The organism is Prauserella oleivorans, from assembly GCF_042685745.1.
Lineage (GTDB): Bacteria > Actinomycetota > Actinomycetes > Mycobacteriales > Pseudonocardiaceae > Prauserella_A > Prauserella_A oleivorans.
On sequence record NZ_JBHUNT010000001.1, the window covers coordinates 1,162,789 to 1,184,003 of the forward strand.

Below are 21,215 nucleotides of genomic sequence, written 5' to 3' on the forward strand. Positions count from 1 at the left end.
CGAAGGACACAGGCATGGAAAAGATAGCCTTCATCGGACTCGGCACCATGGGCCTGCCCATGGTGCGTAACCTCGCCAAATCGGGCGCTCCGCTCTCGGTGTTCGACGTCAACGCCGACGCGCTGTCGGCCGCGTCCAGCGAGACGGGTGCGACACCGCTGTCGGTCTCCGCCGACGCCGCTGAGGCGGACGTGCTCATCCTGATGCTGCCCGACAGCACGATCGTCAAGGCTGTGCTCGGCGATCCCGACGACCCGGAGAGCCTGGCCGGCAGGTTGCGTCCGGGCACGCTGGTTGTGGACATGGGCTCGTCCGCTCCCGAAGCCACCGCCGCTCTTGCGACGTCTCTGTCCGCGAAGAACGTTTCCATGGTGGACGCGCCCGTGTCCGGAGGCCCGAGAAAGGCCGCGACCGGAACGCTGACCATCATGGCCGGCGGAGCCCGCGACGACTACGACCGCGCACTGCCGATCCTGCGCACGATGGGCGAGTCGGTGACCCACGTCGGGCCCGTCGGCTCCGCACACGCGCTGAAGGCTCTCAATAACCTGCTGTCGGCCATCGGGCTCGTGGGCGCGCTGGAAGTACTCACCGTCGGCAAGAAGTTCGGACTCTCCCCGCATGTGATGCTGGGCGTGATCAACAAATCGACGGGACGTAACCAGGCGACCGAGGTCAAGATCGAACCGCAGGTCCTCGACGGCGGATGCAACGTCGGCTTTTCACTGCCGCTCACGGTCAAGGACATCACCACGGCCCTGAACCTGGCGCGCTCGCAGAACCTTGACCTCCCGGTCGCCGAGGCCTGCGTGCAGCTGTGCACCACGGCGTTGGAAGAGCTTCGAGCGGACGGCCTCGGCAACCCGGATCAATCCGAGATCGCCCGATACCTGGGACAACGCACCGGGGTTTCGCTCCTGCCCTGACCGTGAGGGTGACCGTCGCGGACCCACTGGGGCTCGCGCCGTCCGCCGGAGGCAATGACGGTTCGATGTGGACGATCCGCTCGGGCGGAAACCCGCTCACTCACTTGCCGGCTCTCGACAGCGGCCGCTCGACCGCCTCTCGGCCGTGCCCCGAGGGACATCCCGGTGGCCACCGCCAACCCACTGGCCCAGCGGTGTCGACGTCAAGGACGGTGAGTTGTCCGGCTTAGGGCAATATAGTGACTTACGTCACTTGTTTCGGGCATGGGGTCGCCGTAAAGTGCTCTATTGGCGCAATGGAAATTGACCAGATTCGCGCCGACCTTGCCGCTCATCCGGGAACTCGCCTTGTCGAGCTCAACGGTGACTCCTACGCCATCTACGATCCGCGCGGTGATCTTCCGCCCGAGCGGCAGCTGCCCTGGGCCACCATCGTCACCTCGGACGCGCACGACACCGCGTCCAATCTGGACCGTGCGGGCGTTTTCCGGCTGAACCTCGGTCTTCCTCGGGCGCGGTTTCGGGAACTCGTCGATCCGGGGCGCGACTACGACCTGACGGCGATCGACGTGCTGCTGCCGCACCCGGTCTACGGCGGCCAGAACTGGGTGTGCGTGCTGAACCCCGAGCGGACCTGGCCGCTCGTTCGCGAGCTGCTGGCCGAGGCGGCGGCCTTCGCGGTCCGCAAGTACGACAACGCCGAGCGGCGGCGCGCGGCCACGTAGGGGGCGGCGACCCGAGCACGGTGGCCCGGTCTCGGCAGGCAGGGCCACCGTCCGCCGGCCGCCCCACGTCATCGACTTGCGAAATCGCCACCACGCGCGTATGCATGAGTCATGCATGAGAGGACGGCGAACCTGCTCGGGGCCACGGCCTTGGCGGTGGCCGACCTGGTGCTGGCCGACGCGTATCGGCGCGTCGGGGTCAGCGCCAGCGGTGCGGCCGCGCTGGTGGTGATCGCCGCGAGCCCGGCGTTGAGCGTGACGGAGCTGGGCCGGAGGGTCGGGCTGAGTCAGTCGGCGGCGGCCCGGATGGTCGACTCGCTGGAGCGGCAACGATTGGTCACACGGCGTCGGCACCAGGGCCGGGAGGTTGCCGTCGCGCTCACGGCCTCAGGGCCAAGGGCGGTGCGACGGCTGCTCGACGCGCGCGGCGCCGGGCTGAGCGAGCTTCTCGAGGTACTCGATTCCGACGAGCAGGAGCAGCTGGCCGGTCTGCTGGCCAAACTGCTCACCCGCGCCTACGAGCACGTGGGCAACGCCGAGCTGCTGTGCCGGTTGTGCGATCGTGCGAGCTGTGTCCGGGACGCGGTGTGCCCGGTCGGGCAGGCCGAGCGGGACCGAGGCGGCTGACCATGGGCGCGCTGCTCGCGCTCGCCTCGGCGTTGTTCTACGGGCTCTCCGACTTCGCCGGTGGGCTGCTGGCACGCCGCGCCCCGTTCGGTGCGGTGGCGCTGGCGGGCCAGGTCGGCGGGTTGGTGCTGGCGGCCGCCGCCGCGCCGTTCCTGCACGCCGGTGACGTCGCGGCCGCCGACCTGGGCTGGGGCGCACTGTCCGGGGTCGGCACCGGGGTGGGAATGCTGTTCCTGTTCCGCGGGCTCGGCCGCGGAGCGATGAGCGTGGTCGTACCGACCAGTGCCGTGGCCGGAGTGGCGTTGCCCGTGCTCGCCGGGGTGGCCTTCCTCGGAGAGCGGCCGTCGCCGCTGTCCTGGCTGGGCATCGTGGTCGCTGTGCCGGCGTTGTGGCTGGTCTCCCGAGGAACGCGCACCGAGCTGGGACCGGCGGGCCCACCAACTCTCGACGGGCTGATCGCCGGCGTCGGCATTGCCGTGCAGTACCTCGCTCTCGCGCAGGCCGACCCGAGTGCGGGGGTGTGGCCGATCGTCGCCGGTCGCGTGGCCGCGATCATCACCATCCTGCCCTCGGCCGCCAAGGCGTCACTACGGTTGCGGGGCCCCGTCGCGATGTGCGCGGCATTGACCGGCGTTGCCGCAGCCCTCGCGCTCCTGTGCTATCTGTTCGCCACCCAGTACCAGCTCGTCGTCATCGCCGTGGTGCTGTCGTCGTTGTATCCCGCGATCCCGGTGTTGCTCGGCATCACGATGCTGCGCGAACGCCTGTCCCTGGCCCAGGCGGGTGGTCTGGCCGCGGCGGCAGCGGCCATCGCGCTGTTGACCACGACGTGACTCCGCCGTTCCACAGGGGATTCACAGGACATGCATCGGATGCGGGTGCACGGTGCCGTGCTGCGCGCCTGGATTTTGCCGGCGTCTCAGCTGTGGATGCCGTTGATGAGCGCGTCCATGAACAGGTCGGCGAGCTCCTCCGGCGAAAGCTCGCCCTCGCTGGTGAACCACAGGTACGTGTAGTTGAGCATGCCCAGGATTCCCTTGACCAACAGACGAGGTGTCGGCCGAAGCACGCCACTGCGGACGCCGTAATCCAGAGCCTGACGCCAATATCCCTCGTAACGTTCGCGGGCCGCGATGACGCGGTCACGCCGGTCCCCGGTCAACGCGTTGTACTCACGAAAGAAGACGGTCCACTCGGCGCGATGGACGGCGATGTTGCGCAGCAGGCCACGAGCCATCTCGCGCAGCGCCGCCTCCGCGTCGAGACCACTGTCGAGCACCTGCTCGGCATAGGCGTTCATCTTGTCGACCTGGTCTTTGCTGATCGCGTAGAGAACGGATTCCTTGCTGCCGATGTAGTGGTACAGCGCTCCCCGGCCGAGGCCGACGGCGCGTCCGAGTTCGGCGATCCCGGTCGCGTGGTAGCCGTTGCGCGCGAACAGCTCGGCCGCTACGGCGATGATTCGCCCCCGATTCGTTTCGTAGGTCGCCGTCATCGGCGTGTACCGCCTTGTCTCGCATAACACTCGTGTCGTACCAAGCCTATTCTGACCTGGCCGGGGGCTCGCACGTTCCCAGCCTCGCCATCGCACGAGCGCGGCCTCCACGTGGGCACCCCGCCCTGCGCGCTCACCCGTAGCACGCAGGGCCTTTCGTGGGTGATGACTACTGGGGGACGGCGTCGAACGCGTCGTCGAACTGGTATCCGGCGAGCAACTCCCGGGCGGCGACCATGTATTGGATGGTCGGCGGTCCTTCCTCGAGCCAGTTCAGGCGCGCGTCCCGATAGAGCCGCTCGATGGGATATTTCCGGGTGTAGCCGATGCCGCCGTGCACGAGCAGAGCCCGGTCGGTCACGCGTCCGACGGCTTCCAGGCCGAACTGCTTGACCAGCGAGGACTCGGCCGGAACCCGGCGTTCGCGGTCCCACTTGCCGGCGACATCGGCCAGCATCCCGCGGAGTGCGTAGACATCGGTGGCCATCTCGGCGAGATAGCGTTGAATGGCTTGCCGTTCGGCGATCGGCTTGTTGAACGTGACCCGCTCCTTCGCGTACTTGAGGGACAGGTCCAAGGCGTAGGTGGCGGTGCCCAGTGAGGAGGCCGCGATGAAGACGCGGCTGATTTCCAGAGCGCGTTCGAGGTGATCGATGCCTTCACCCTCCGCGCCCACGAGGCCGGTGGCGGGGGCGCGGACATCGGTGAAGGTGAGCTCGCCGTGCTGGCCACCCTTGCAGCCCATCGTTTCGGGCAGGGGTTTGATGGTGAGCCCGGGGGCGTCGCGCTCGACGATGATCGCCGAGACCTCCTTCTCCGCGGTCTTGGCGAGCACGAGGAAGTGAGAGGCGAAGTCGGAATTCGTGATGAGCCATTTGCGGCCGTTGATGACGTAGTCGCTGCCGTCGCGGCGGGCCGAGGTCGACAGATCCATCCCGGTGCCGTTGCCGGGTTCGGTCAACGCGAAGGCCAGCGACTTCTCGCCGACCGCAGCGCCGGGCAGGATACTTTGCTTCTGCTGCTCGTTGCCGATTTCCGAGAGCGCGTGCGCGAACGAGTTGTGCACGTGTATCAATGCTCGAATTCCGCCCTGGATCTTCGCGAACTCGGCCAGGATCGGCAGGTACTGCGAGATCGACAGTCCGGAGCCACCGTATTCGCGCGGGACGATCAGACCGAAGGCGCCGCATTCGCGCAGGGCCGGCATCACCACGTCGTAGGGAATTTTCTCGGTGTCCTCGATCTGCTTTTCGAGCGGGTCGAGCTCGTTCCAGATCGTGGTGAAGACTCGCTGTCGAAGCTTGCCGTACTCTTCGGCGGGCAGGCCGATACTCACGTCGATTCCTCCTCGATTCACAGGGACCAGCCGCCGTCAGCGGCAAGCACCGTGCCCGTGCAGAACGTCGCGTCTTCGGACAGGAAGACGGCTGCACGTGCGATTTCGTCCACCGTCCCGAATCTGCCCAGGAGTGTTTCCGAGGCGATCTTGCGCCGGGAGCCGTCCGGGACGGCCGCGGTCATGTCTGTCTCGACGAATCCGGGGGCCAGGACATTCACCCGCACGCCGTCGGGAGCCAGTTCCTTGGCCAATGATCGAGCGAAACCGACAGCGGCGGCCTTCGTGCTCGCATAGGCGGTGTCGCCCGCGAACCCGACCTCGCCGACCACCGAACCGACGATCACGATGCTCGAGTTGTCACCTTCCGCCAGCATCGGGATCGCCGCGCGAGCAATTGCCGCGGTACTACGCAGGTTCGTCTCGATGACGCCCCACCAGCCGCTCGGGTCCATCTTCGCGAGCTTGCCGCCCGACCACACGCCTGCGTTCAGGATCAGCGAGTCCAGGCGGCCCCACCTGGCCCGGATCTGCTCGACGGCAGCGGGCGCACCGTCAGGATCGGTGAGGTCGAGGTGCACCGGAAGCACGAGCTCGGGATAAGCCAGGGCGAGTTTCTGCACATTTTCCTGCCCTGACCGATATGTCGCGGCGACCTGCAATCCTCGATCGAGCAAGTGACGGGCTATACCGGAGCCGATTCCGCGCGATGCTCCCGTCACGAGCGCGGTGCGTCTTTCTGCTTTTCGGTTGGCGGTCATGAAATCACTGTACCGGTCGGTCCAAACTGATGACCAGGTCATCGTTGCGATGAGAGATGAAGGAAAACTAGGTCGAGATCCGGTGTTTCTGGACTTTTCCCGACGTCGTCCGGGGAAGTGGCTCGGTGGTGAAATGGTACATGCGAGGCACCTTGAACCCGGCCAGGCGCTCGCGCAGGTAGGTCTCCACGGTGTGGTGGTCGAGCTGCACACCGTCACGGACCACCACCTGTGCGACGCCGACCTCGCCCCATGTGTCGTCGGGCTTGCCGACCACAGCGGCCTCGATGATGTCGGGATGCGCGGCCAGGACTCGCTCGATCTCCGCCGGATAGACGTTGAGACCGCCGGTGATGATCATGTCCTTGGCCCGGCCGGCCATGAAGACGAAGCCGTCCTCGTCGTGCTTGGCCAAATCACCGGTGCGCAGCCAGCCGTCGGCCAGTGTCGCCGCGGTGGCGTCCGGTTTGTTGTAGTAGCCCACCATGCACGCCGGCGACCGGCAGATGATCTCACCGATCGTGCCGGCCGGGACGTCCTGGCCGGACTCGTCGACGATGCGGACGGTGGCCGCCGAGCAGGCCTTGCCGGTCGACTCGGTGCGCTCCTGGGCGTCCTTGCCGGTGATGAACAGCATCAGGGTGGGGAACTCGCTCATCCCGTACACCTGGAGCACGTCACAATGCGGTAGCCGTGCCTTCAGGCCTTCCAGCGAAGAGGGAGGAACCGGCTCCCCACCACTGAGGACCATCCGCAGCGATGACGTGTCGTGGCCGTCGAAATCGGGGTGGTTGAGGACTCGCTTGAGGACGGTGGGGACCAACAGGACCTTGGTGACCCGATGACGCTCCACCTGCGCGAGAAACGCACCCGGATCGAAACCGGTGCTGCGCCCAAGCACCACCTGGCCACCACGCCACAACGTGGCAAGTGCCAAGTCGTGGAACCCGGCAGCCCAGCACAGTGCCGGCACGACGTAGTAGACGTCGTCAGCAGCGACGTCGAAGTCGACGATCTGGTGGTAGCTGTTCCACAACACGGTGGAGTGCGTGTGCATGGCGCCCTTGGGGAAGCCGGTCGTGCCGGACGTGTACTGCAGCAGGAACAGGTCGTCCGCACGCACCTCCGGGAATGCGGCCGTACTGCCGGCGGGTGTCCTCACCAGATTCTCGTAGGCGATGCCCAGACCGCTGTGCTCGCCGATCTCGATGACGGTCCGGGTGGGGTTGCGCTCCAGCGCGGGCTTGACGGCGTCGGCCAGTGTGTCCTCGACGGCGATCCAGCGCGCTTCGCTGTCGTCGAAGATGTACTCCATTTCCGACGCGGCGAGCAGGTAGTTGATAGGGACGATCACGCCGCCGATCTTGGCCAGCGCGAAGAACAGCTCCACCCATTCGGGCCGGTTGTACATGACCACGGCAACTTTGTCGCCCTTGGCGAAGCCCGCGGCGAGAAGTCCGTTCGCCAGCCGGTCCGACCGATCGTCGAGTTCGGCGAAGCTGATGTGCCGGTCGTCGAAGGTCAGCGCGATCTTGTCCGGACCGGCTCCGGAGTCGGTCACGGTCTTGGTCAGGATGTCCCGCAGTGTGTACGCATCCATGGTTGAACTCCTGGTCGTGACGGCAGGGTGGGAGGGACGGCGATGACCGCGATGGCGCTAGGGCGTGTCCTGTAAATGATCTAGCTGCGGATGGGGTTTGATCTTGTCCGTGGTTGGTCGGGGTGAGTTGACGGATCGGGCCTGGGCGCGGATTGAGCCGCTGCTGCCGGCGGTGTCGGGGCCGGGGCGGCGGTGGCGGGATCACCGGCAGGTGATCAATGCGATTCTGTGGAAGCTTCGGACCGGCGCGCCCTGGCGTGATCTGCCCGAACGGTATGGGCCGTGGAAGACCGCCCATGAGCGGCTGCGGTTGTGGACCAAGGACGGTACCTGGCAGCGGATTCTGGACGAGGTGATCGTCAAAGACGACGCTGTCGGGGACGTGGAGTGGGTGATCAGTGTCGATTCCTCGGTGGTCCGGGCTCACCAGCATGCTGCGGGAGCCCGGAAAAAGGGGGCTGCACGCCCGCCATCGAGGCGATCGCGGTCGACGGCGAAGGACTCGGACGTTCCCGCGGCGGATTGAGCACCAAGATCCACCTCGTGGTCGAGGGACGCGGGCTGCCCATGCGGGTTGTGCTCACCCCGGGGCAGGCTGGTGACAATCCACAATTGGTGCCGCTGCTGGACGGGATCCGTGTCGCTCGCACCGGGCCTGGCCGCCCACGCCGCCGTCCCGAGGTGGTGATCGCGGACAAGGCCTATTCGCACCCCTCGACCCGCCACGCCCTGCGACAACGCCGGATCCGGTTCGTCAGCCCCGAACGCGACGACCAAATCGCCCGCCGCGCCGCGCACGGCTCACGGGGCGGACGCCCGCCCGCCTTCGACGCCGAGTTGTACAAGCAGCGCAACGTCGTCGAACGCTGCTTCAACCGGCTCAAACAGTTCCGCGACCTAGCCACCCGCTACGCCAAACGCGCCGCCTACTACCAGGCAGAACTCACCATCGCCGCCATCATCCTCTGGCTACGATGAATTGCAGGACACGACCTAGCCGCTGCTCCGGTTTCCGATCGGTAGTACGCCGGGTAGCGCAGGCACCGGCTTCCCGGTGCGCCCACCCGGAATGCCCGCGAAGCGGTACGGAGTAGGTGGCCGCCCGGGTTGCACGACGACGACCTCGCCGGGATTGTTTCCCAGGGCGCAGTCCACCAGCGCGGCAGCCACATCGGACACGGTCAGCAAGGGGAATTCCATCCGGGCCAGTTCTTCGCGGGCGGCACCGAGCAAGGCGGTGTCCACCAGCCCGGGACACACCGCATGCAGCCCGATGCCGTCCTCGGCCAGGGTGGGTGCACAGCTGCGCACCAACCCGATGAGGGCATGTTTCGTCATCGCGTAGACGGGGTCGAACGGCACGGCGGTCAACCCGGCCAGCGATGCCGTGATGACAGCGTGGCCGCGCGTACGCCGCAGCAGCGGTATGAGCGCACGGAGGCCGTACACCACTCCGTCGACGTTGACCGACCACGCCCTCCGGTAGGCGGCCGGGTCCACGTCGAGCAGGTCGGCCTGGCCGAGTGCGACACCCGCGTTGAGCATCACCGCGGCCAACGGCAGGCCCAGAGTGGCCAGGTGCTCGGTGACGGTGTCCCAGGCACAGGGATCACCGACGTCGAGGGTGATCGCGGAACCGTCGCAGCCGGCGGCCGTGGCGGCGGCTGCCTCGCCATCCACATCCGTGACGACCACATGCAGGCCGTGAGCGGCGAGCCGATGCACGAGCTCGCGCCCGATATCGCCCGCGGCTCCGGTGACCACTGCGGCAGCGTGCCGGCTCATGGCACGACGTCCGGCTTGTGTCTGCTCGTTCTCATACCGTGCTTTCTGGATGGATCTGCGGTTGAGGGCCTCGGGGTCCCATGGCAAGGGCTTGGTGTCGGTGCTCCGGCGGGGACGGCCGCCCCGCCGGAGCACCGAGGTGTCAGCCCGCTCGGGTGCCCGGCCAGCCCCAGGTGGCCGGCCGCCACGGCGGCCAGTGATCGTCGGCCGTCGGCACGTCGACGGAGAGGTGGTGGAAGCAGTCTTGGCATTTGGTGACCATCCGGGGGCCGATGAAGTTGGCGACCGGATAGCGGGCCACGTCGGTCGACCCGCACGCGGGGCACGTCGCCTCGACCGGCTTGCGGGGCACGGAGATACGTTCTTCCTCCGGCCGCGGGAAGAGCATGCGCTCAACTCCCATGGGGAGCTCCTTCCTGAGGGCCGGCCCCGCACGTCGGGTGCCGGCTGTCGTGCGCAGTGGTTTGCTGGTTCACCGAATCCACTCGAGGGGGCATGCCGTGGGTACCGTCCAGCGACCGGCGTCGCGGGCCGCGGCGAGCTCGGCGCGCCGGGCCTTCGTGGCCTCCTCGTCGATCGCGGTGTCCCCGGCGAAGACGACGCCGTAGGCCTTTTCCGCGTAGGCCTTGGTGTGCATACCGTCGAGGACGTCGTCCAGCACGTTCCCAGTGGGGCGCGCGAGCGGATCGCCCCAGCCACCGCCGCCGCCGATGATCACCCGGATTGCCTGACCGGGCTTGAGCACGATGCCCGACACCTTCGCGCTCGCGTACTTCGTTCCCAGGCCGAAGGTTCCGCCGTCCGGTGAGGGAATGCCGTCGTCGTCGAACATGCCGAACAGTGGCTCGGCGGTGCGCAGATCCAAGACGTTCAGGCTGCTCGGCGACGCCGGGTCGAAATCCGGAATCAGCCAGCCGTAGAACGGCATGCCGCGGCCACCACCCTTGGTGCCCGGCGTGCCGATCCGGGTCCGGTCGCCCGTCACCGTGATGGCCGTTTCGGACAGTGCCGTGATGGTGTAGACCGCGCCGTTGCCACCGCGGTGCTGCCCGGCGCCGCCGGAGTCCGGCATGATCTCGTGTTGCACGACGACGAGCGGGGATTCCCGTTCCACGTGCTCCTGCACGGAGGTCCGGCAGTTCCCGATCGCCAGCGTGCAGAACGTCAGCCCGTCGCCTTTCCAGGTCGCGCCCCAGCCGCCACCGGCGAGCGCGAACGATGCCCACGGGTTGCCGACGTGGCCGGGCCGGTCGTCCACACCACCCAGGCTGAGCATGCCGAGCGTGCCGGAGTCACAGCCGATGGCCTTGTCGCCCATGGCCTTGCCCATGGCCTGCGCGACCAGGTTGACGACCCGGCCTCCGATGTCGACGTGGTTGGACACCGAGGTCGGCGGTAGCGAGCACACGGCGCTTCCCGGCGGCATGATCGCCTCGACGGGCCTGAGCGTCCCGCTGTTGACGGGCGAACTCGGGTCGACGATGAACTTGATTCCCTCGATGCAGCGGGTCGCCTCGCACCAGGCGGTACCGACGTTGCCCAGCGGCTGCCGGCCGGTTCCGGAGTAGTCGACCTCGATGGAGTCGCCACGCTTCTTGAGCGTCATGACGAGCGGCACGGACTCGTCGGTGACGCCGTCCTCGTCGATGACGTCCTCGGCACGGTAGTCGCCGTCCGGGATCTCCCGGATGCCGGCGCGCATGGCCGCTTCCGTCATCTCGACGCCGTAGATGGCGCCCTTGCGGACGAGCTCGTGGTCGTACTTGTCGATCAGCTCACGCAGCCGGCGCTCCCCGATGACGAGGCAGCCGTTGAGCGCCCGCACATCACCGAGCACGGAGCCCGGGACGCGCACGTTCTCGAGCAGGTAGTTGAACGCGGCCTTGACGGGGCGGTCGTTCGCGTAGAGCAGCGTCGGCGGGAACCGCAGCTGTTCCTCGAACGCCGTTTGCACCCCGTTGGCGAACCCGCCGGGGATGGGCCCGCCGAGGTCCACCACGTGTGAGGTCGAGTGCAGCACGAACTCGGCCCTCCCGTTGATGAGAATCGGCCGGAGGATGTTGATGTCCGCGCAATGGATGGCGCCGCGCCAGGGATCGTTGACGAGGATGACGTCGCCGTCCTGGAGCTGCTCCTCGTCCCACTCGTTCATCGTGAAGTTGCAGATGTGCTGCGAGGTGAAGGCGTGCTGCATGCAGCCTTCCCAGCTCGCGACCATCTCCCAGCCGTTCTCCGTGCGCATGTGGATGGCGGCCGTGCAGTCGTTGATGTCGCGGACGATCGGGGAGAAGGCCGACCGCATCAGGGCCTGGTGCATGTCCCGGGCGACCTCGATGAGGCCGTAGCGCACCGTCTCCAGGTCGACCAGGTGTTTCGCGTCGCCCTCGGCCACGCCGCGCGCACCGTTGGGCTCGATCGTGGTGGTCATGCGGAGTGTTCATCCTTTCGGTCGGAGAAGATCCGGAGGATGCCGGTGGCGTCCTGCACAGCGGATGATCCGCTGTGGACGACCGTGGTGGCGTAGTCCTCCACGATCAGAGCCGGGCCGGGCACGTGCTCGTCGATGGGCAGCAGGTCGCGGCGGTAGACAGGGGTGTCGTCGTGGGTGATGCCGTTGAGCCTGACCGTCGTGCGCCGGAGAACCGGTTCCTGCTCGCCGGCGCGGGAGGTGTGCTTGGGCAGGGTCGCGCGTGGCGCGCGTCCGGTCACCTCGATGGTGGTCACGATGATCGGCAACTCCTCGGCACTGAAGCCGTAGCGCTGCTGGTAGAAGTCGTGCACCTGACCGATCAGCTGCTTGACCCGGACGTCGTCGATCTCGCCGGGGTCGATGTCCAGCCGGTTGTCCCAGGTCTGACCCGCGTACATCACGTAGATGGCGCGTTCGAGGGCGATGTCCTCCTTCGCCGCGCCCTGGCTGCCCAGGTTGCGCGACACCTGTTCCTCGAGCTCGGTGAACATGCCCTCCCAGTCGGTGCCGCCCTCGGTCGACAGCACCGACATGGGAGACCGCGCGGTGGAAACCCGGAGATCACTCGTGAGCAGGCCGAAGGCGGAGAACTCGCCGGGGGCCTGGGGCACCACGACCTTGGCCACGCCCATTTCGCGGGCGACCTGGTGCGCGATCATGGGGCCCGCCGAGCCGAAGGCGAGCAGCCCGAAGTCCCGGACGTCCAGGCCCCGGTAGGTCGAGATCGAGCGAATCGACCCGGCGACGTCGGAACACGCCAGTCGATAGGCGCCGTCCGCGAGTTCCTCGACCGACATGCCCAGTGGTTCGGCGACGGTCTTGAGCGCGGCGCGGGCGAGTTCGACGTCCAGGGTCAGCGCGCCGCCGGCGAAGAGGTCGGGTTGCAGGATCCCGAGCACGACGCAGGCGTCCGTGAGCGTGGGGCGTTCACCGCCACGCCCGTAGCACGCGGGCCCGGGTACCGACCCGGCCGATTCGGGCCCGACGCGCAAGGTGCCGACCGAGTCGAGGTGGATGATGCTGCCGGCGCCGGAACCGACCGAGCCGACGTCGACGACCGGCATGGTCATGGTGAGCCCGAACTCGACGGCCCACGTGTCGGTCATCGGCGTCGTGGCGTTGCGGACCGCGGCCACGTCGGTGCTCGTGCCGCCCATATCCATGGTCAGGACATTGCTGTCGCCCGACGAGCGGGCCAGATCGACGGATCCGGCCACGCCGCCGACAGGTCCGGAGACCAGCTGGAAGACCGGCGCCTTCAGCGTTTCGGCGACGGACCCGACGCCTCCGTTCATCGTCATGATCCACAGCGTCCCGCGGAAGCCCGCGCCTTCCAGCGCGCCTTCGAGGCGGTTGAGGTAGGTGGTGACGATCGGTCCGACGTAGGCGTCGAGAGCGACGGTGACGGTGCGTTCGTGTTCCTTGGTGACCGGGTAGATCTCGGAGGTCTGGATGTAGACGCCGGGAAGCTCCTCCCGGAGGATCGCGGCCGCTCGCTGCTCGTGTGACTGGTTCAGGTAGGAGTTCAGGAAGCACACCGCCACCGCTTCGATGCCGGCGGCCCTGATCTCGGCAGCGACCTCCCGGACTTGCGCCTCGTCGAGTGGCACCACTTCCTGCCCGTCCCAGCCGATCCGGCCGCGGATGCCGTACCGGTGGCGTCGCCTGGCGACCGGTCGCTCCTGATGCGGGCGCAGCCACGTCGGGTCGTAGAAGCGTGGGCCGAACTCGCGGTCCATCCGTCCGATGTCGAGCAGATCGCGATGCCCTTCGGTCGCCAGCAGCGCGACGGACGCGCCCTGCCGGCTCAGCACGGCGTTGATGCCCGCGGTATGCCCGTGCACGATCTCGGCGATGTCTTCGAGCGGTATGCGGAGGCCCTGGAGTGCGGCCAGTACGCCGTCCTCGAGTCGTCCCTTGGTGGTGAGCACCTTGTGATCGCGGGTTTCGCCGGTTTCGCGGTGCATCGCGATGACGTCGGTGAAGGTTCCGCCGACGTCGATCCCGACCCACCACGACGGCGTGGCGGCAGTATTCGCCACGGAAGCTCCTTTCCTTAGGCTTTGACGAGCGACATTGCCCGACGCGCGGCAGCGCTTCGCCGAATCCCGTGATCGCGTTCGCCGGATTCGATTTCGTGGCACTGGCCGTGCAGCCGGATGAGCTGCCTTGGATCCTGGACGAGCTCCGCACCCGGACGAGAGTCGAACCGATATTCACCTGCTTTGGACCAAGCGGTCCAAAGCAACGTGTCAGCAGAAGCCAGATGATCTGCCGCGGTGCCAGCGAGCTGGTATCGCAGCAGTTCACAGGCGCGACAGCGCGCCGACGTGGCGTGGAGCACAGCCGAACCATAATTGGAACGGACCGGTCGGTACAAGCCCCGATTCGGCGAGGATCGCCGGCAATGGGGGTCGGTGTCCGTCGCCATGAGTGACCGAATGCGCTGAGTGAGCTCGGTATCTCTCGGGGGCGGCTGATCGGTGCGGCGACCGAACCCGGGAGCGCGGTCGCGGACTCGATCGGGCGGTGCCGGCCGACGAGATGGGGGTCCGGCCGCTTTATCGCGCCGTCCCGGCCGGGTGCGGGGCGCACGCGCGCTCCGCGATCAGGTGGTGACCCGCCCGGCGCACCCACCCCGCCGACCGTGGTCGCGGTGTTCTCGTGCCGCTTCTCGCGCCCGTCCGGTCAGGACGGGCGCGTCGTCACCTGCTCGCGCGGGAACCCTGGCCCGGCTCGCCGCGGGGCGCGGGCGCCGGCGCGGTGGCAGTGTCCACTGTGGCCACAGAGGCGAACCACGACGCGACCTGCGTACGGGAGGAGACATCCAGCTTGCGCAGGATCCGCTCGACATGGCCGTCCACTGTGCGTGGTGAGATCGTCAGCGTCTCGGCGATCTCCTTGTTGCTCAACCCCTGCGCGATCAGCTCGACCACCTGGTGTTCCCGCCGCGTCAGCCGCACGTCGGCCGACGCCGCGGGCGCCAGCGGCCGGCTCCGCCACACGCCGGGCGTGCGTGTGGTCACGGGCTCGCCCGCCTGATCGGCGAGTTCGATGCCGAGCGCCACCGCCTGCTGCACCGTGACCCGGGAGTACCGGGCCCGGATCTCCCCGGCTCGCTCCGGGCCCAGCTCGGCGTCGATCCGCAGGGCACAATCGCGACCGTCGGCGAGCGCGTGCGGGCCGAACGCCGCGAGGCTGGTGCCGAGTTGCTGCCACACCGAGGTGGCCGCGCCGGCCAGCGCCGCGGCGTTCTCGTAGTGCCCGAAGGCGGCGGCGACCCACGAGGCCACCTCCGTGCTCAGGGCCGTGCAGACGCCGTCGCGGAACTCCCGCTCGATCTCCATCGTGGCCTTGATGGCGTCCCGGGCCTCGAGGCGGTCACCGAGGTGGACCTGGCAGATCGCCCGAACCCAGAACGCGTAACCGCGGGCCCACAACTCACCGTGGCGGGCACTGCGCCGTTCGACGTCGAGGCACGTTCGCAGGGCGTCCTGCGAGCGTCCCGCATACGTTTGCGCCATCGCCAGCTGATAACCAGCGGTGAGCTCCGCACCGAGATCACCCGCCGATCGGTGGATGTCGATGGCCTGGTGGTACAGGGCGATCGCGGGCAGCAAGTCGCCTTCGAACAGGTTGAGCAGCGCACGCCAGTGGGCGGCGTGTCCCCGCATGGCGAGGTCGCCGAGGTCCTCGGCGAGCCGGGCACACTCATTGAGATAGGTCCGGGCCACACCCCGGTCGCCCTGGATCAGCGCCACCCACGCGGCCACCCACAGCGCGTGCCCGCGTTCCGGCACCCCGGGATCGAGCCGGTCGAGCAGCCGCTCCAGCCAGCGCCTGCCGTAGGTGAGGAAGCCGCCCGCGATCCAGTGGTAGCGCAGCAACGCGGCCAGGTGCGCGCCCGCACGCGCCTCGCCGGGAGTCTCGGCCGACCAGGCGAGCGCGGCGAGCAGGTTCGGGTGGTCGTCGCGTAGCTGCGCGAGGTCCTCGGCCTGGTGCGGGCCACACCACCGGTCCACCATCGTGGCCGCCCGGCGCGTGTAGTGGTCCCGGTGCCTGCGGTGCAGCAGCTCCGCCTCACCCGATTGTTCGAGCAGCTCCGCGCCGTACTCGCGGAGGGTGACGAACTGGCTGTACCGCACCCGCTCGTGGTGCCGCTCCACCGACACCACCGACTTGGCCACGAGCCCGTCGATCGCTTCGAGCAGCCGGTCGCCGCTGAGCTCGCCGAAGCCGCAGACCTGCTCGATGCTCTCCAGGTCGGCCGGTGCCGGGAACACGGCCAGCCGCGCCCAGAGCAGCCGCTCGTCGGCGTCGCACAGCTCGTGGCTCCAGTCGATCAGCGCCCTCAGCGACCGCTGCCGGGGGTCGGAGTCGCGGTTGCCGGTGCTGAGCAGCTGGAAGCGCCGATCGAGCCGCTCGACGATCTGCGCCACGGACAGTGACCGCAGGCGGACGGCGGCCAGCTCGATGGCGAGCGGCATCCCGTCCAGCTGCTTGCACAGCTGCGCGACGGACTCCCGGTTGTGCTGGTTCACCGCGAAGCCGGGAACCACGCTGCGTGCCCGGTCGGCGAACAGGCGGACGGCGGGCACGTGTTCGAGGGTGCCGGCGCTCGCCAGATCGGCGTCGCTGGGCACCGCCAGCGGGCCCAGCCAGTGGACCTGCTCACCGCTGAGGCCGAGCGGCTCCCTGCTGGTGGCGAGGATGCGCAGATCCGGGAGTGCCTCGAGCAGCCGGGTGACGAACCGGACGCCGGCGTCGAGCAGGTGCTCGCAGTTGTCCAGGACGAGCAGGGTGCTGCGGCCGGTCAGGTGACTGATGATCCGGTCGACCGCGGCCCGGTTCGACTGGTCGGCGACGCCCAGTGCCGTGGCGGCCGCCGGGGCCAGCTGGGTGGGGTCGGTGACGCTGGCCAGCCAGACCGTGTGCACGCCGTCCGGGAACGCCGACCGCATCCGCTCGGCGACCACCAGGGCCGTGCGCGTCTTCCCGACACCTCCCGGCCCGGTGACCGTGACCAGGCGGGACTGCTGAAGGTACGTCGTCAGCGAAGCGAGGTCGCCCCGTCTGCCGACGAAGCTGGTCAGTGCCTGGAGTGCCGACCCGACGTCGCCCATGACGCCTCCTGCGCTCGTTCGTGCGTGTGACGTCTGAGCATGGCATGAGCACGCCACCCGGGTGGTGACGCAACGGCAATGGGGTGATGAATGGGGTGATCTCGCCCTGTCCGGCCGACTGTGTCCCCCGACACGCTGAGCGGTGCAAGGACGCACATCACACCAGCCAGAGAGGCAGGTTCGCCGTGGCGGCTTCAACGACGACAGCCCCCCAAGACCACGACGCGATCATCGTCGGTGCCGGGTTCGCCGGGCTCTACGCGATCCACAAGCTCCGCGACCAGCTGGGACTCGACGTCCAGGCGTTCGACGCGGCCGGGGACGTCGGCGGCACCTGGTACTGGAACCGCTACCCCGGTGCACGGGTCGACATCGAGAGCGTGCACTACTCGTACTCGTTCGACGAGGACCTGCAGCGGGAATGGCATTGGACGGAGAAGTTCTGCGCGCAGCCGGAGATCCTCTCCTACCTCAGCCACGTGGCCGACCGCTTCGACCTGCGGCGCAGCATCCGGTTCGGAACCCGGATCACCAGCGTCACCTGGGACGACGACGCCGGGCTGTGGGAGGTTCGCACCGACAAGGGTGACGTGCTGCGCGCGCCCTACTTCGTCTCGGGCGCGGGCACGTTGTCCGTGCCGAAAAAGCCCGAGTTCCCGGGCGTGGACACCTTCGCCGGCGAGGTGTACATGACGGGCAACTGGCCGCACGAGGAACCGTCGTTCGAAGGCAAGCGCGTCGGCATCATCGGTGTCGGCTCCTCGGGCATCCAGGCCGTCAGCGAGCTGGCCAAGATGTCCGGCCACCTGACCGTGTTCCAGCGGACCCCCAACTACGCCACCCCGATCGGGAACGCGCCCACGGACCCCGAGGAAGAGGCCCGCGACAAGGCGAACTACCGGCAGATCCGGGAGGCGTCCCGCAACCACTTCCTCGGCGTGCCGTACTCCGACGTGCAGCCCTCGGCGCTGGCGGTGAGCGCGGAGGAGCGCCGCCGGGTGTTCGAGGACCGCTGGAACCGGGGCGGATTCCGGCTGTTCATCGACGCCTTCCAGGACATCCTGTTCGACCAGCGCGCCAACGACACGGTCGCCGAGTACATCCGCGAACGCATCCGGGAGCGCGTCAAGGACCCGCGGACGGCGGAGTTGCTCTGCCCCAAGGACTACCCGTACGGCACGAAGCGCCCGCCGCTGGAGACCGACTACTACGAGGCCTACAACCGCGACAACGTCGAGCTCGTCGACGTCAAGTCGAACCCGATCGCCGAGGTCACCCCGCGTGGCGTGCGGCTGGCGGACGGCACCGAGTACGAGCTGGACTGCCTGGTACTGGCCACGGGGTTCGACGCCTGCACCGGACCGCTGCTGGCGATGAACATCACCGGCCGCGGCGGGCGGAAGCTCGCCGAGCACTGGGCGGACGGCCCGCAGACCTATCTCGGCCTGATGTCCTCGGGCTTCCCGAACCTGTTCATGATCACCGGCCCGCAGAGCCCGTCCGTGCTCTACAACATGCCGCTGGCCATCGAGGATCACGTCGACTTCCTCGCCGACGCCATCAGCCACCTGCGGGAGAACGGCCTCGCCGTGATCGAACCGTCCGAGGACGCCGAACGCGAGTGGGTGCGTCACACCAACGAGCTCGCCGACGCCACCCTGCTGCCGAACTCGCCGACGTCCTGGTACATGGGCAACAACGTCCCGGGCAAGCCGAAGCGCGTGCTCGTCTACCTCGGCGGAGCGCCGGCCTACCGCGCCAAGTGCGACGAGGTCGTCCGCAACGGATACGAGGGATTCCACCTGACCGCTCGCGGCGCGCTGGTCGGCGCCTGACCAACGGACACGAGGAGAGAAGACAATGCCACTCGATCCCGCCGTGCAGGAATTGCTGAACGGCCTGGCACAGCAGGGTTTCCAGTCCTTCGAGAAGGTCGGGGTGGAAGCGACCCGGGAAGCCGTCGCGAGCTTCGTCGGGTTGCAGCGGCCCGGCCCCGACGTCGCCCGGGTCGTCGACGTCTCCTACGGCTCCGACCCGGACCAGCGCGCCAGGATCTACGTCCCCGAGGGTGACGGTCCGCTGCCCGTCGTGGTCTACGTGCACGGTGGCGGCTTCGTCGCGGGCAGCCTCGAGGTGGTGGACTCGCCTGCCCGCGCGCTGGCCAACGACACGGGCGCGATGGTGGTCGCGGTGACCTACCGACGTGCCCCGGAGGCGAAGTTCCCAGCCGCCCACGACGACGTCTTCCAAGCGTTGCAGTGGGTCGGCAAGGAGATCGGCGCCTACGGTGGTGATCCGGCGCGGCTGGCGGTCGCGGGCGACAGCGTGGGCGGCAACCTCGCGGTGTCGGCCGCGCTGCGGGCGCACGAGGCCGGTGCACCCGAGGTCCGGGCTCAGGTGATGGTGTACCCGCTCATCGATCCGGCCGCGGACACCGCGTCGCGGCGCGAGTTTGCCGAGGGGTACGTGATCCACCTGGCCGCGCTGGAGTGGTTCGGCGCGCAGTACGTCACCGGGCCCGAGGACCTGGCGGACCCGCGCCTCGACATCGCCGGGTCGCCCGCGCTCGGCTCGCTCGGTCCGACGCTCATCCTCACCAACGAGTACGACACGCTCCGGGACGAGGCCGAGGAGTTCGGCGAGCGGCTGAAGCAGGCGGGCGCCGACGCGACCGTGCGCCGGTTCGACGGGCTCGTGCACGGCGTGTTCTGGATGTCCGGCGCGGTGCCGCGCAGTGCCGAGCAGCATCAGGCGGTCGTGGACTTCTTGCGCCGCCAATTGTCCTGAAGCCGCGGTCGGCCCGGTCGCCGGCACCGACCACGGTGGCCGGGCCGGCCGTCTCCACGTCACGTCGTCAGAAGAAGCCCTCATGTGCGGTGTGGACGGTGGAGGTCGCCTTGCCGGAGGTGGCCTTGTAGCCGTAATCGGAGCTGATCGCCTCGGCCGTGCGTATCACCAGGGGCGCGATCTCGCCGCGCAGGCGGTCGAGGTCTGCCCTGGCGGTGGAGGTCGAGGTGGCGAGCGCCGCGACGACATTGCCCGCCGGGTCGCGGACGGGCGCGGAGAGGGAGACGAGGCCCTCCTCGAGTTCACCCGCGACGAGGGAGTAGCCCTGCCTGCGGACGGTGGCGAGGTTGCGCCGGAACTCGGCGGGGTCGGTGATGGTGCGTTCGGTGAACGCGCGCAGGCCGGTCTCGTCGATCACCTGCTGGACACGTTCGGCGGGTGCCCAGGCCAGCAGCACGCGGCCCAGCGAGGTGGCGTGTGCCGGGATCCGGGTGCCGATGGCGACGTTGATGCTCATGATGCGCCGGACGGGAACGCGTCCGATGTAGACGACCTCGGACCCGTCCAGCGCGGCGAGCGAGGCCGATTCGTTGGTCTGCTCGGCCAGCCGCAACAGGTGTGGCTGGGAAACCTCGACGACCGCGTGGGAGGCGGAGTAGTGGTGGCCGATGCTGAGCACGCGCGGCGTCAACGACCATCGTCCTGCCTCGCCCCGGACATAGCCGAGGTTTTCCAGCGTGATGAGAATCCGGCGCACGACCGGCCTGGCCAGCCCGGTGGCGGCGGCGAGTTCGGCCAGCGTCGGGTTCGTGCGTTGCTCGTCGAACGCCTGCAGGACCGCGAATCCACGTTCGAGGCTCTGGATGTGGTCTCGCGGATTTCTCTCGGTGTCCATGTCCGCTCATCTTTCCGTAGTACCGGGCTTGACTTCGCGTCCCCAGCCCCGGCATGCTATGCGCCATTGAACGCATAGCGGTCATATTGTACGCATAGCGTACGAAGGAGTCGATGATGACGCTCGATCAGCGGGTGCTCCGCGACGGGTTCGGCCGGTTCGCCACCGGTGTCACCGTGGTGAGCTGCACCAACCCCGACGGACAGCCGCACGGGGCCACGGTGAACGCCTTCACGGCGGTCTCGCTGGACCCGGCGCTGTGCCAGGTGACGCTGACCCGGAAGTCCAAGGCAGGCGGATACCTCGACGGCGCGCCGTTCGCCGTGAACGTGCTCGCCGCCGAGCAGCAGCACATCGCCTGGCACTTCGCGGGCCGACCGCAGGAGCCGGGTCCGAAGTGGACGGACGGGCCGACCGCGCCGGTGCTGATCGGCAACGCGGCGACCATCTCCTGCCGCCCGTGGCGTACCTACGACGGCGGCGACCACCTGATCGTGCTCGGCGAGGTCGTCGACATCGAGTTCACCGACGCCGAACCGCTGTTGTTCTTCGCGGGCAGGTTCCGGGAACTGGGCGAGGTGGACACCACGGCGCACTGGGCCGCCTCGGTCGACTGCCCGCACGCGAGCTGGTTCGGCCTGCCCTCGGGCGCGGATCTGTCCCGCGTCCCCGCCTGAGCGTCCCG

Annotated in this window: 18 protein-coding genes; 8 read left to right on the forward strand and 10 right to left on the reverse strand. The window is 68.5% G+C overall.

The genetic code is table 11. The features are described from left to right. Positions 1–14 precede the first annotated feature (14 nt). The 4 genes from ACFSZT_RS05805 to ACFSZT_RS05820 all read left to right on the forward strand — a co-directional run bounded on the left by ACFSZT_RS05805 (position 15) and on the right by ACFSZT_RS05820 (position 3,111). Positions 15–926: an NAD(P)-dependent oxidoreductase gene (locus ACFSZT_RS05805; protein ID WP_377394011.1), complete on the forward strand. Its 912-nt coding sequence runs from the start codon at positions 15–17 to the stop codon at positions 924–926. Between the two features lie 296 nt (positions 927–1,222). Continuing rightward, on the forward strand, positions 1,223–1,651 hold the full coding sequence (locus tag ACFSZT_RS05810; RefSeq protein WP_377393997.1) for a DUF6194 family protein: 429 nt from the start codon (positions 1,223–1,225) through the stop codon (positions 1,649–1,651). 111 nt (positions 1,652–1,762) lie between these two features. Further along, the gene (locus ACFSZT_RS05815; RefSeq protein ID WP_377393999.1) at positions 1,763–2,278 is read left to right on the forward strand and encodes a MarR family winged helix-turn-helix transcriptional regulator; all 516 of its coding nucleotides are present in this window, start codon (positions 1,763–1,765) and stop codon (positions 2,276–2,278) included. A 2-nt stretch (positions 2,279–2,280) separates the two neighbouring features. Next, positions 2,281–3,111, forward strand: coding sequence for an EamA family transporter (locus ACFSZT_RS05820; RefSeq protein WP_377394001.1), 831 nt, complete (start codon positions 2,281–2,283; stop codon positions 3,109–3,111). Positions 3,112–3,197: 86 nt separating this feature from the next. Here the strand turns inward: ACFSZT_RS05820 and ACFSZT_RS05825 are convergent, their stop codons facing one another. The 4 genes from ACFSZT_RS05825 to ACFSZT_RS05840 all read right to left on the reverse strand — a co-directional run bounded on the left by ACFSZT_RS05825 (position 3,198) and on the right by ACFSZT_RS05840 (position 7,470). After that, positions 3,198–3,773, reverse strand: a complete 576-nt coding sequence (locus ACFSZT_RS05825; RefSeq protein ID WP_377394003.1) for a TetR/AcrR family transcriptional regulator — start codon at positions 3,771–3,773, stop codon at positions 3,198–3,200. 169 nt (positions 3,774–3,942) lie between these two features. After that, complete coding sequence (locus ACFSZT_RS05830; protein WP_377394005.1) at positions 3,943–5,109, reverse strand: acyl-CoA dehydrogenase family protein; 1,167 nt, start codon at positions 5,107–5,109, stop codon at positions 3,943–3,945. A gap of 17 nt (positions 5,110–5,126) precedes the next feature. Beyond that, the gene (locus ACFSZT_RS05835; protein WP_377394007.1) at positions 5,127–5,870 is read right to left on the reverse strand and encodes an SDR family NAD(P)-dependent oxidoreductase; all 744 of its coding nucleotides are present in this window, start codon (positions 5,868–5,870) and stop codon (positions 5,127–5,129) included. A gap of 67 nt (positions 5,871–5,937) precedes the next feature. Beyond that, positions 5,938–7,470, reverse strand: coding sequence for a class I adenylate-forming enzyme family protein (locus tag ACFSZT_RS05840; protein WP_377394009.1), 1,533 nt, complete (start codon positions 7,468–7,470; stop codon positions 5,938–5,940). 109 nt (positions 7,471–7,579) lie between these two features. Between ACFSZT_RS05840 and ACFSZT_RS05845 the strand changes: the two genes are divergently transcribed. Then, positions 7,580–8,448 (forward strand): IS5 family transposase gene (locus tag ACFSZT_RS05845; protein ID WP_377478175.1). Its coding sequence is split into 2 segments (ribosomal slippage): positions 7,580–7,945 and positions 7,948–8,448, totalling 867 coding nucleotides; the frame shifts between segments, so codons are not numbered across the junction. Positions 8,449–8,463: 15 nt separating this feature from the next. On the opposite strand, the gene ACFSZT_RS05850 is transcribed toward ACFSZT_RS05845, so the two are convergent. The 5 genes from ACFSZT_RS05850 to ACFSZT_RS05870 form a co-directional block, all read right to left on the reverse strand. Then, entirely contained in the window at positions 8,464–9,255 is a 792-nt protein-coding gene (locus ACFSZT_RS05850; RefSeq protein ID WP_377389683.1) for an SDR family oxidoreductase, read from the reverse strand. A gap of 142 nt (positions 9,256–9,397) precedes the next feature. Continuing rightward, positions 9,398–9,658 (reverse strand): hypothetical protein, encoded by a 261-nt coding sequence (locus tag ACFSZT_RS05855; RefSeq protein WP_377478181.1) that lies wholly within the window; start codon positions 9,656–9,658, stop codon positions 9,398–9,400. Positions 9,659–9,727: 69 nt separating this feature from the next. Then, a complete protein-coding gene (locus ACFSZT_RS05860) occupies positions 9,728–11,683 on the reverse strand; it encodes a hydantoinase B/oxoprolinase family protein (protein WP_377389679.1) in 1,956 nt (651 codons plus the stop codon). After that, positions 11,680–13,767 (reverse strand): hydantoinase/oxoprolinase family protein, encoded by a 2,088-nt coding sequence (locus ACFSZT_RS05865; RefSeq protein ID WP_377389677.1) that lies wholly within the window; start codon positions 13,765–13,767, stop codon positions 11,680–11,682. The genes ACFSZT_RS05860 and ACFSZT_RS05865 overlap by 4 nt, the downstream gene beginning before the upstream one ends. 663 nt (positions 13,768–14,430) lie before the next feature. Next, a complete protein-coding gene (locus tag ACFSZT_RS05870) occupies positions 14,431–16,848 on the reverse strand; it encodes an ATP-binding protein (protein ID WP_377389675.1) in 2,418 nt (805 codons plus the stop codon). A gap of 185 nt (positions 16,849–17,033) precedes the next feature. On the opposite strand from ACFSZT_RS05870, the gene ACFSZT_RS05875 reads away from it, so the two are divergent. After that, positions 17,034–18,683 (forward strand): flavin-containing monooxygenase, encoded by a 1,650-nt coding sequence (locus ACFSZT_RS05875; protein ID WP_377389673.1) that lies wholly within the window; start codon positions 17,034–17,036, stop codon positions 18,681–18,683. A gap of 25 nt (positions 18,684–18,708) precedes the next feature. Then, positions 18,709–19,635, forward strand: coding sequence for an alpha/beta hydrolase (locus tag ACFSZT_RS05880; RefSeq protein WP_377389671.1), 927 nt, complete (start codon positions 18,709–18,711; stop codon positions 19,633–19,635). Between the two features lie 67 nt (positions 19,636–19,702). Here the strand turns inward: ACFSZT_RS05880 and ACFSZT_RS05885 are convergent, their stop codons facing one another. Next, on the reverse strand, positions 19,703–20,530 hold the full coding sequence (locus tag ACFSZT_RS05885) for an IclR family transcriptional regulator domain-containing protein (RefSeq protein ID WP_377389669.1): 828 nt from the start codon (positions 20,528–20,530) through the stop codon (positions 19,703–19,705). Between the two features lie 116 nt (positions 20,531–20,646). Here ACFSZT_RS05885 and ACFSZT_RS05890 point away from each other — a divergent pair, with 116 nt between their 5' ends. Next, a complete protein-coding gene (locus ACFSZT_RS05890; protein WP_377389667.1) occupies positions 20,647–21,207 on the forward strand; it encodes a flavin reductase family protein in 561 nt (186 codons plus the stop codon). Positions 21,208–21,215 lie beyond the last annotated feature (8 nt).

Coding starts and splice junctions, on each gene's coding strand:
- ACFSZT_RS05805 (WP_377394011.1), top strand. CDS start 15: ATGGAAAAGATAGCCTTCATCGGACTCGGCACCATGGGCCTGCCCATG.
- ACFSZT_RS05810 (WP_377393997.1), top strand. CDS start 1,223: ATGGAAATTGACCAGATTCGCGCCGACCTTGCCGCTCATCCGGGAACT.
- ACFSZT_RS05815 (WP_377393999.1), top strand. CDS start 1,763: ATGCATGAGAGGACGGCGAACCTGCTCGGGGCCACGGCCTTGGCGGTG.
- ACFSZT_RS05820 (WP_377394001.1), top strand. CDS start 2,281: ATGGGCGCGCTGCTCGCGCTCGCCTCGGCGTTGTTCTACGGGCTCTCC.
- ACFSZT_RS05825 (WP_377394003.1), bottom strand. CDS start 3,773: ATGACGGCGACCTACGAAACGAATCGGGGGCGAATCATCGCCGTAGCG.
- ACFSZT_RS05835 (WP_377394007.1), bottom strand. CDS start 5,870: ATGACCGCCAACCGAAAAGCAGAAAGACGCACCGCGCTCGTGACGGGA.
- ACFSZT_RS05840 (WP_377394009.1), bottom strand. CDS start 7,470: ATGGATGCGTACACACTGCGGGACATCCTGACCAAGACCGTGACCGAC.
- ACFSZT_RS05850 (WP_377389683.1), bottom strand. CDS start 9,255: ATGAGCCGGCACGCTGCCGCAGTGGTCACCGGAGCCGCGGGCGATATC.
- ACFSZT_RS05855 (WP_377478181.1), bottom strand. CDS start 9,658: ATGGGAGTTGAGCGCATGCTCTTCCCGCGGCCGGAGGAAGAACGTATC.
- ACFSZT_RS05860 (WP_377389679.1), bottom strand. CDS start 11,683: ATGACCACCACGATCGAGCCCAACGGTGCGCGCGGCGTGGCCGAGGGC.
- ACFSZT_RS05870 (WP_377389675.1), bottom strand. CDS start 16,848: ATGGGCGACGTCGGGTCGGCACTCCAGGCACTGACCAGCTTCGTCGGC.
- ACFSZT_RS05880 (WP_377389671.1), top strand. CDS start 18,709: ATGCCACTCGATCCCGCCGTGCAGGAATTGCTGAACGGCCTGGCACAG.
- ACFSZT_RS05885 (WP_377389669.1), bottom strand. CDS start 20,530: ATGGACACCGAGAGAAATCCGCGAGACCACATCCAGAGCCTCGAACGT.
- ACFSZT_RS05890 (WP_377389667.1), top strand. CDS start 20,647: ATGACGCTCGATCAGCGGGTGCTCCGCGACGGGTTCGGCCGGTTCGCC.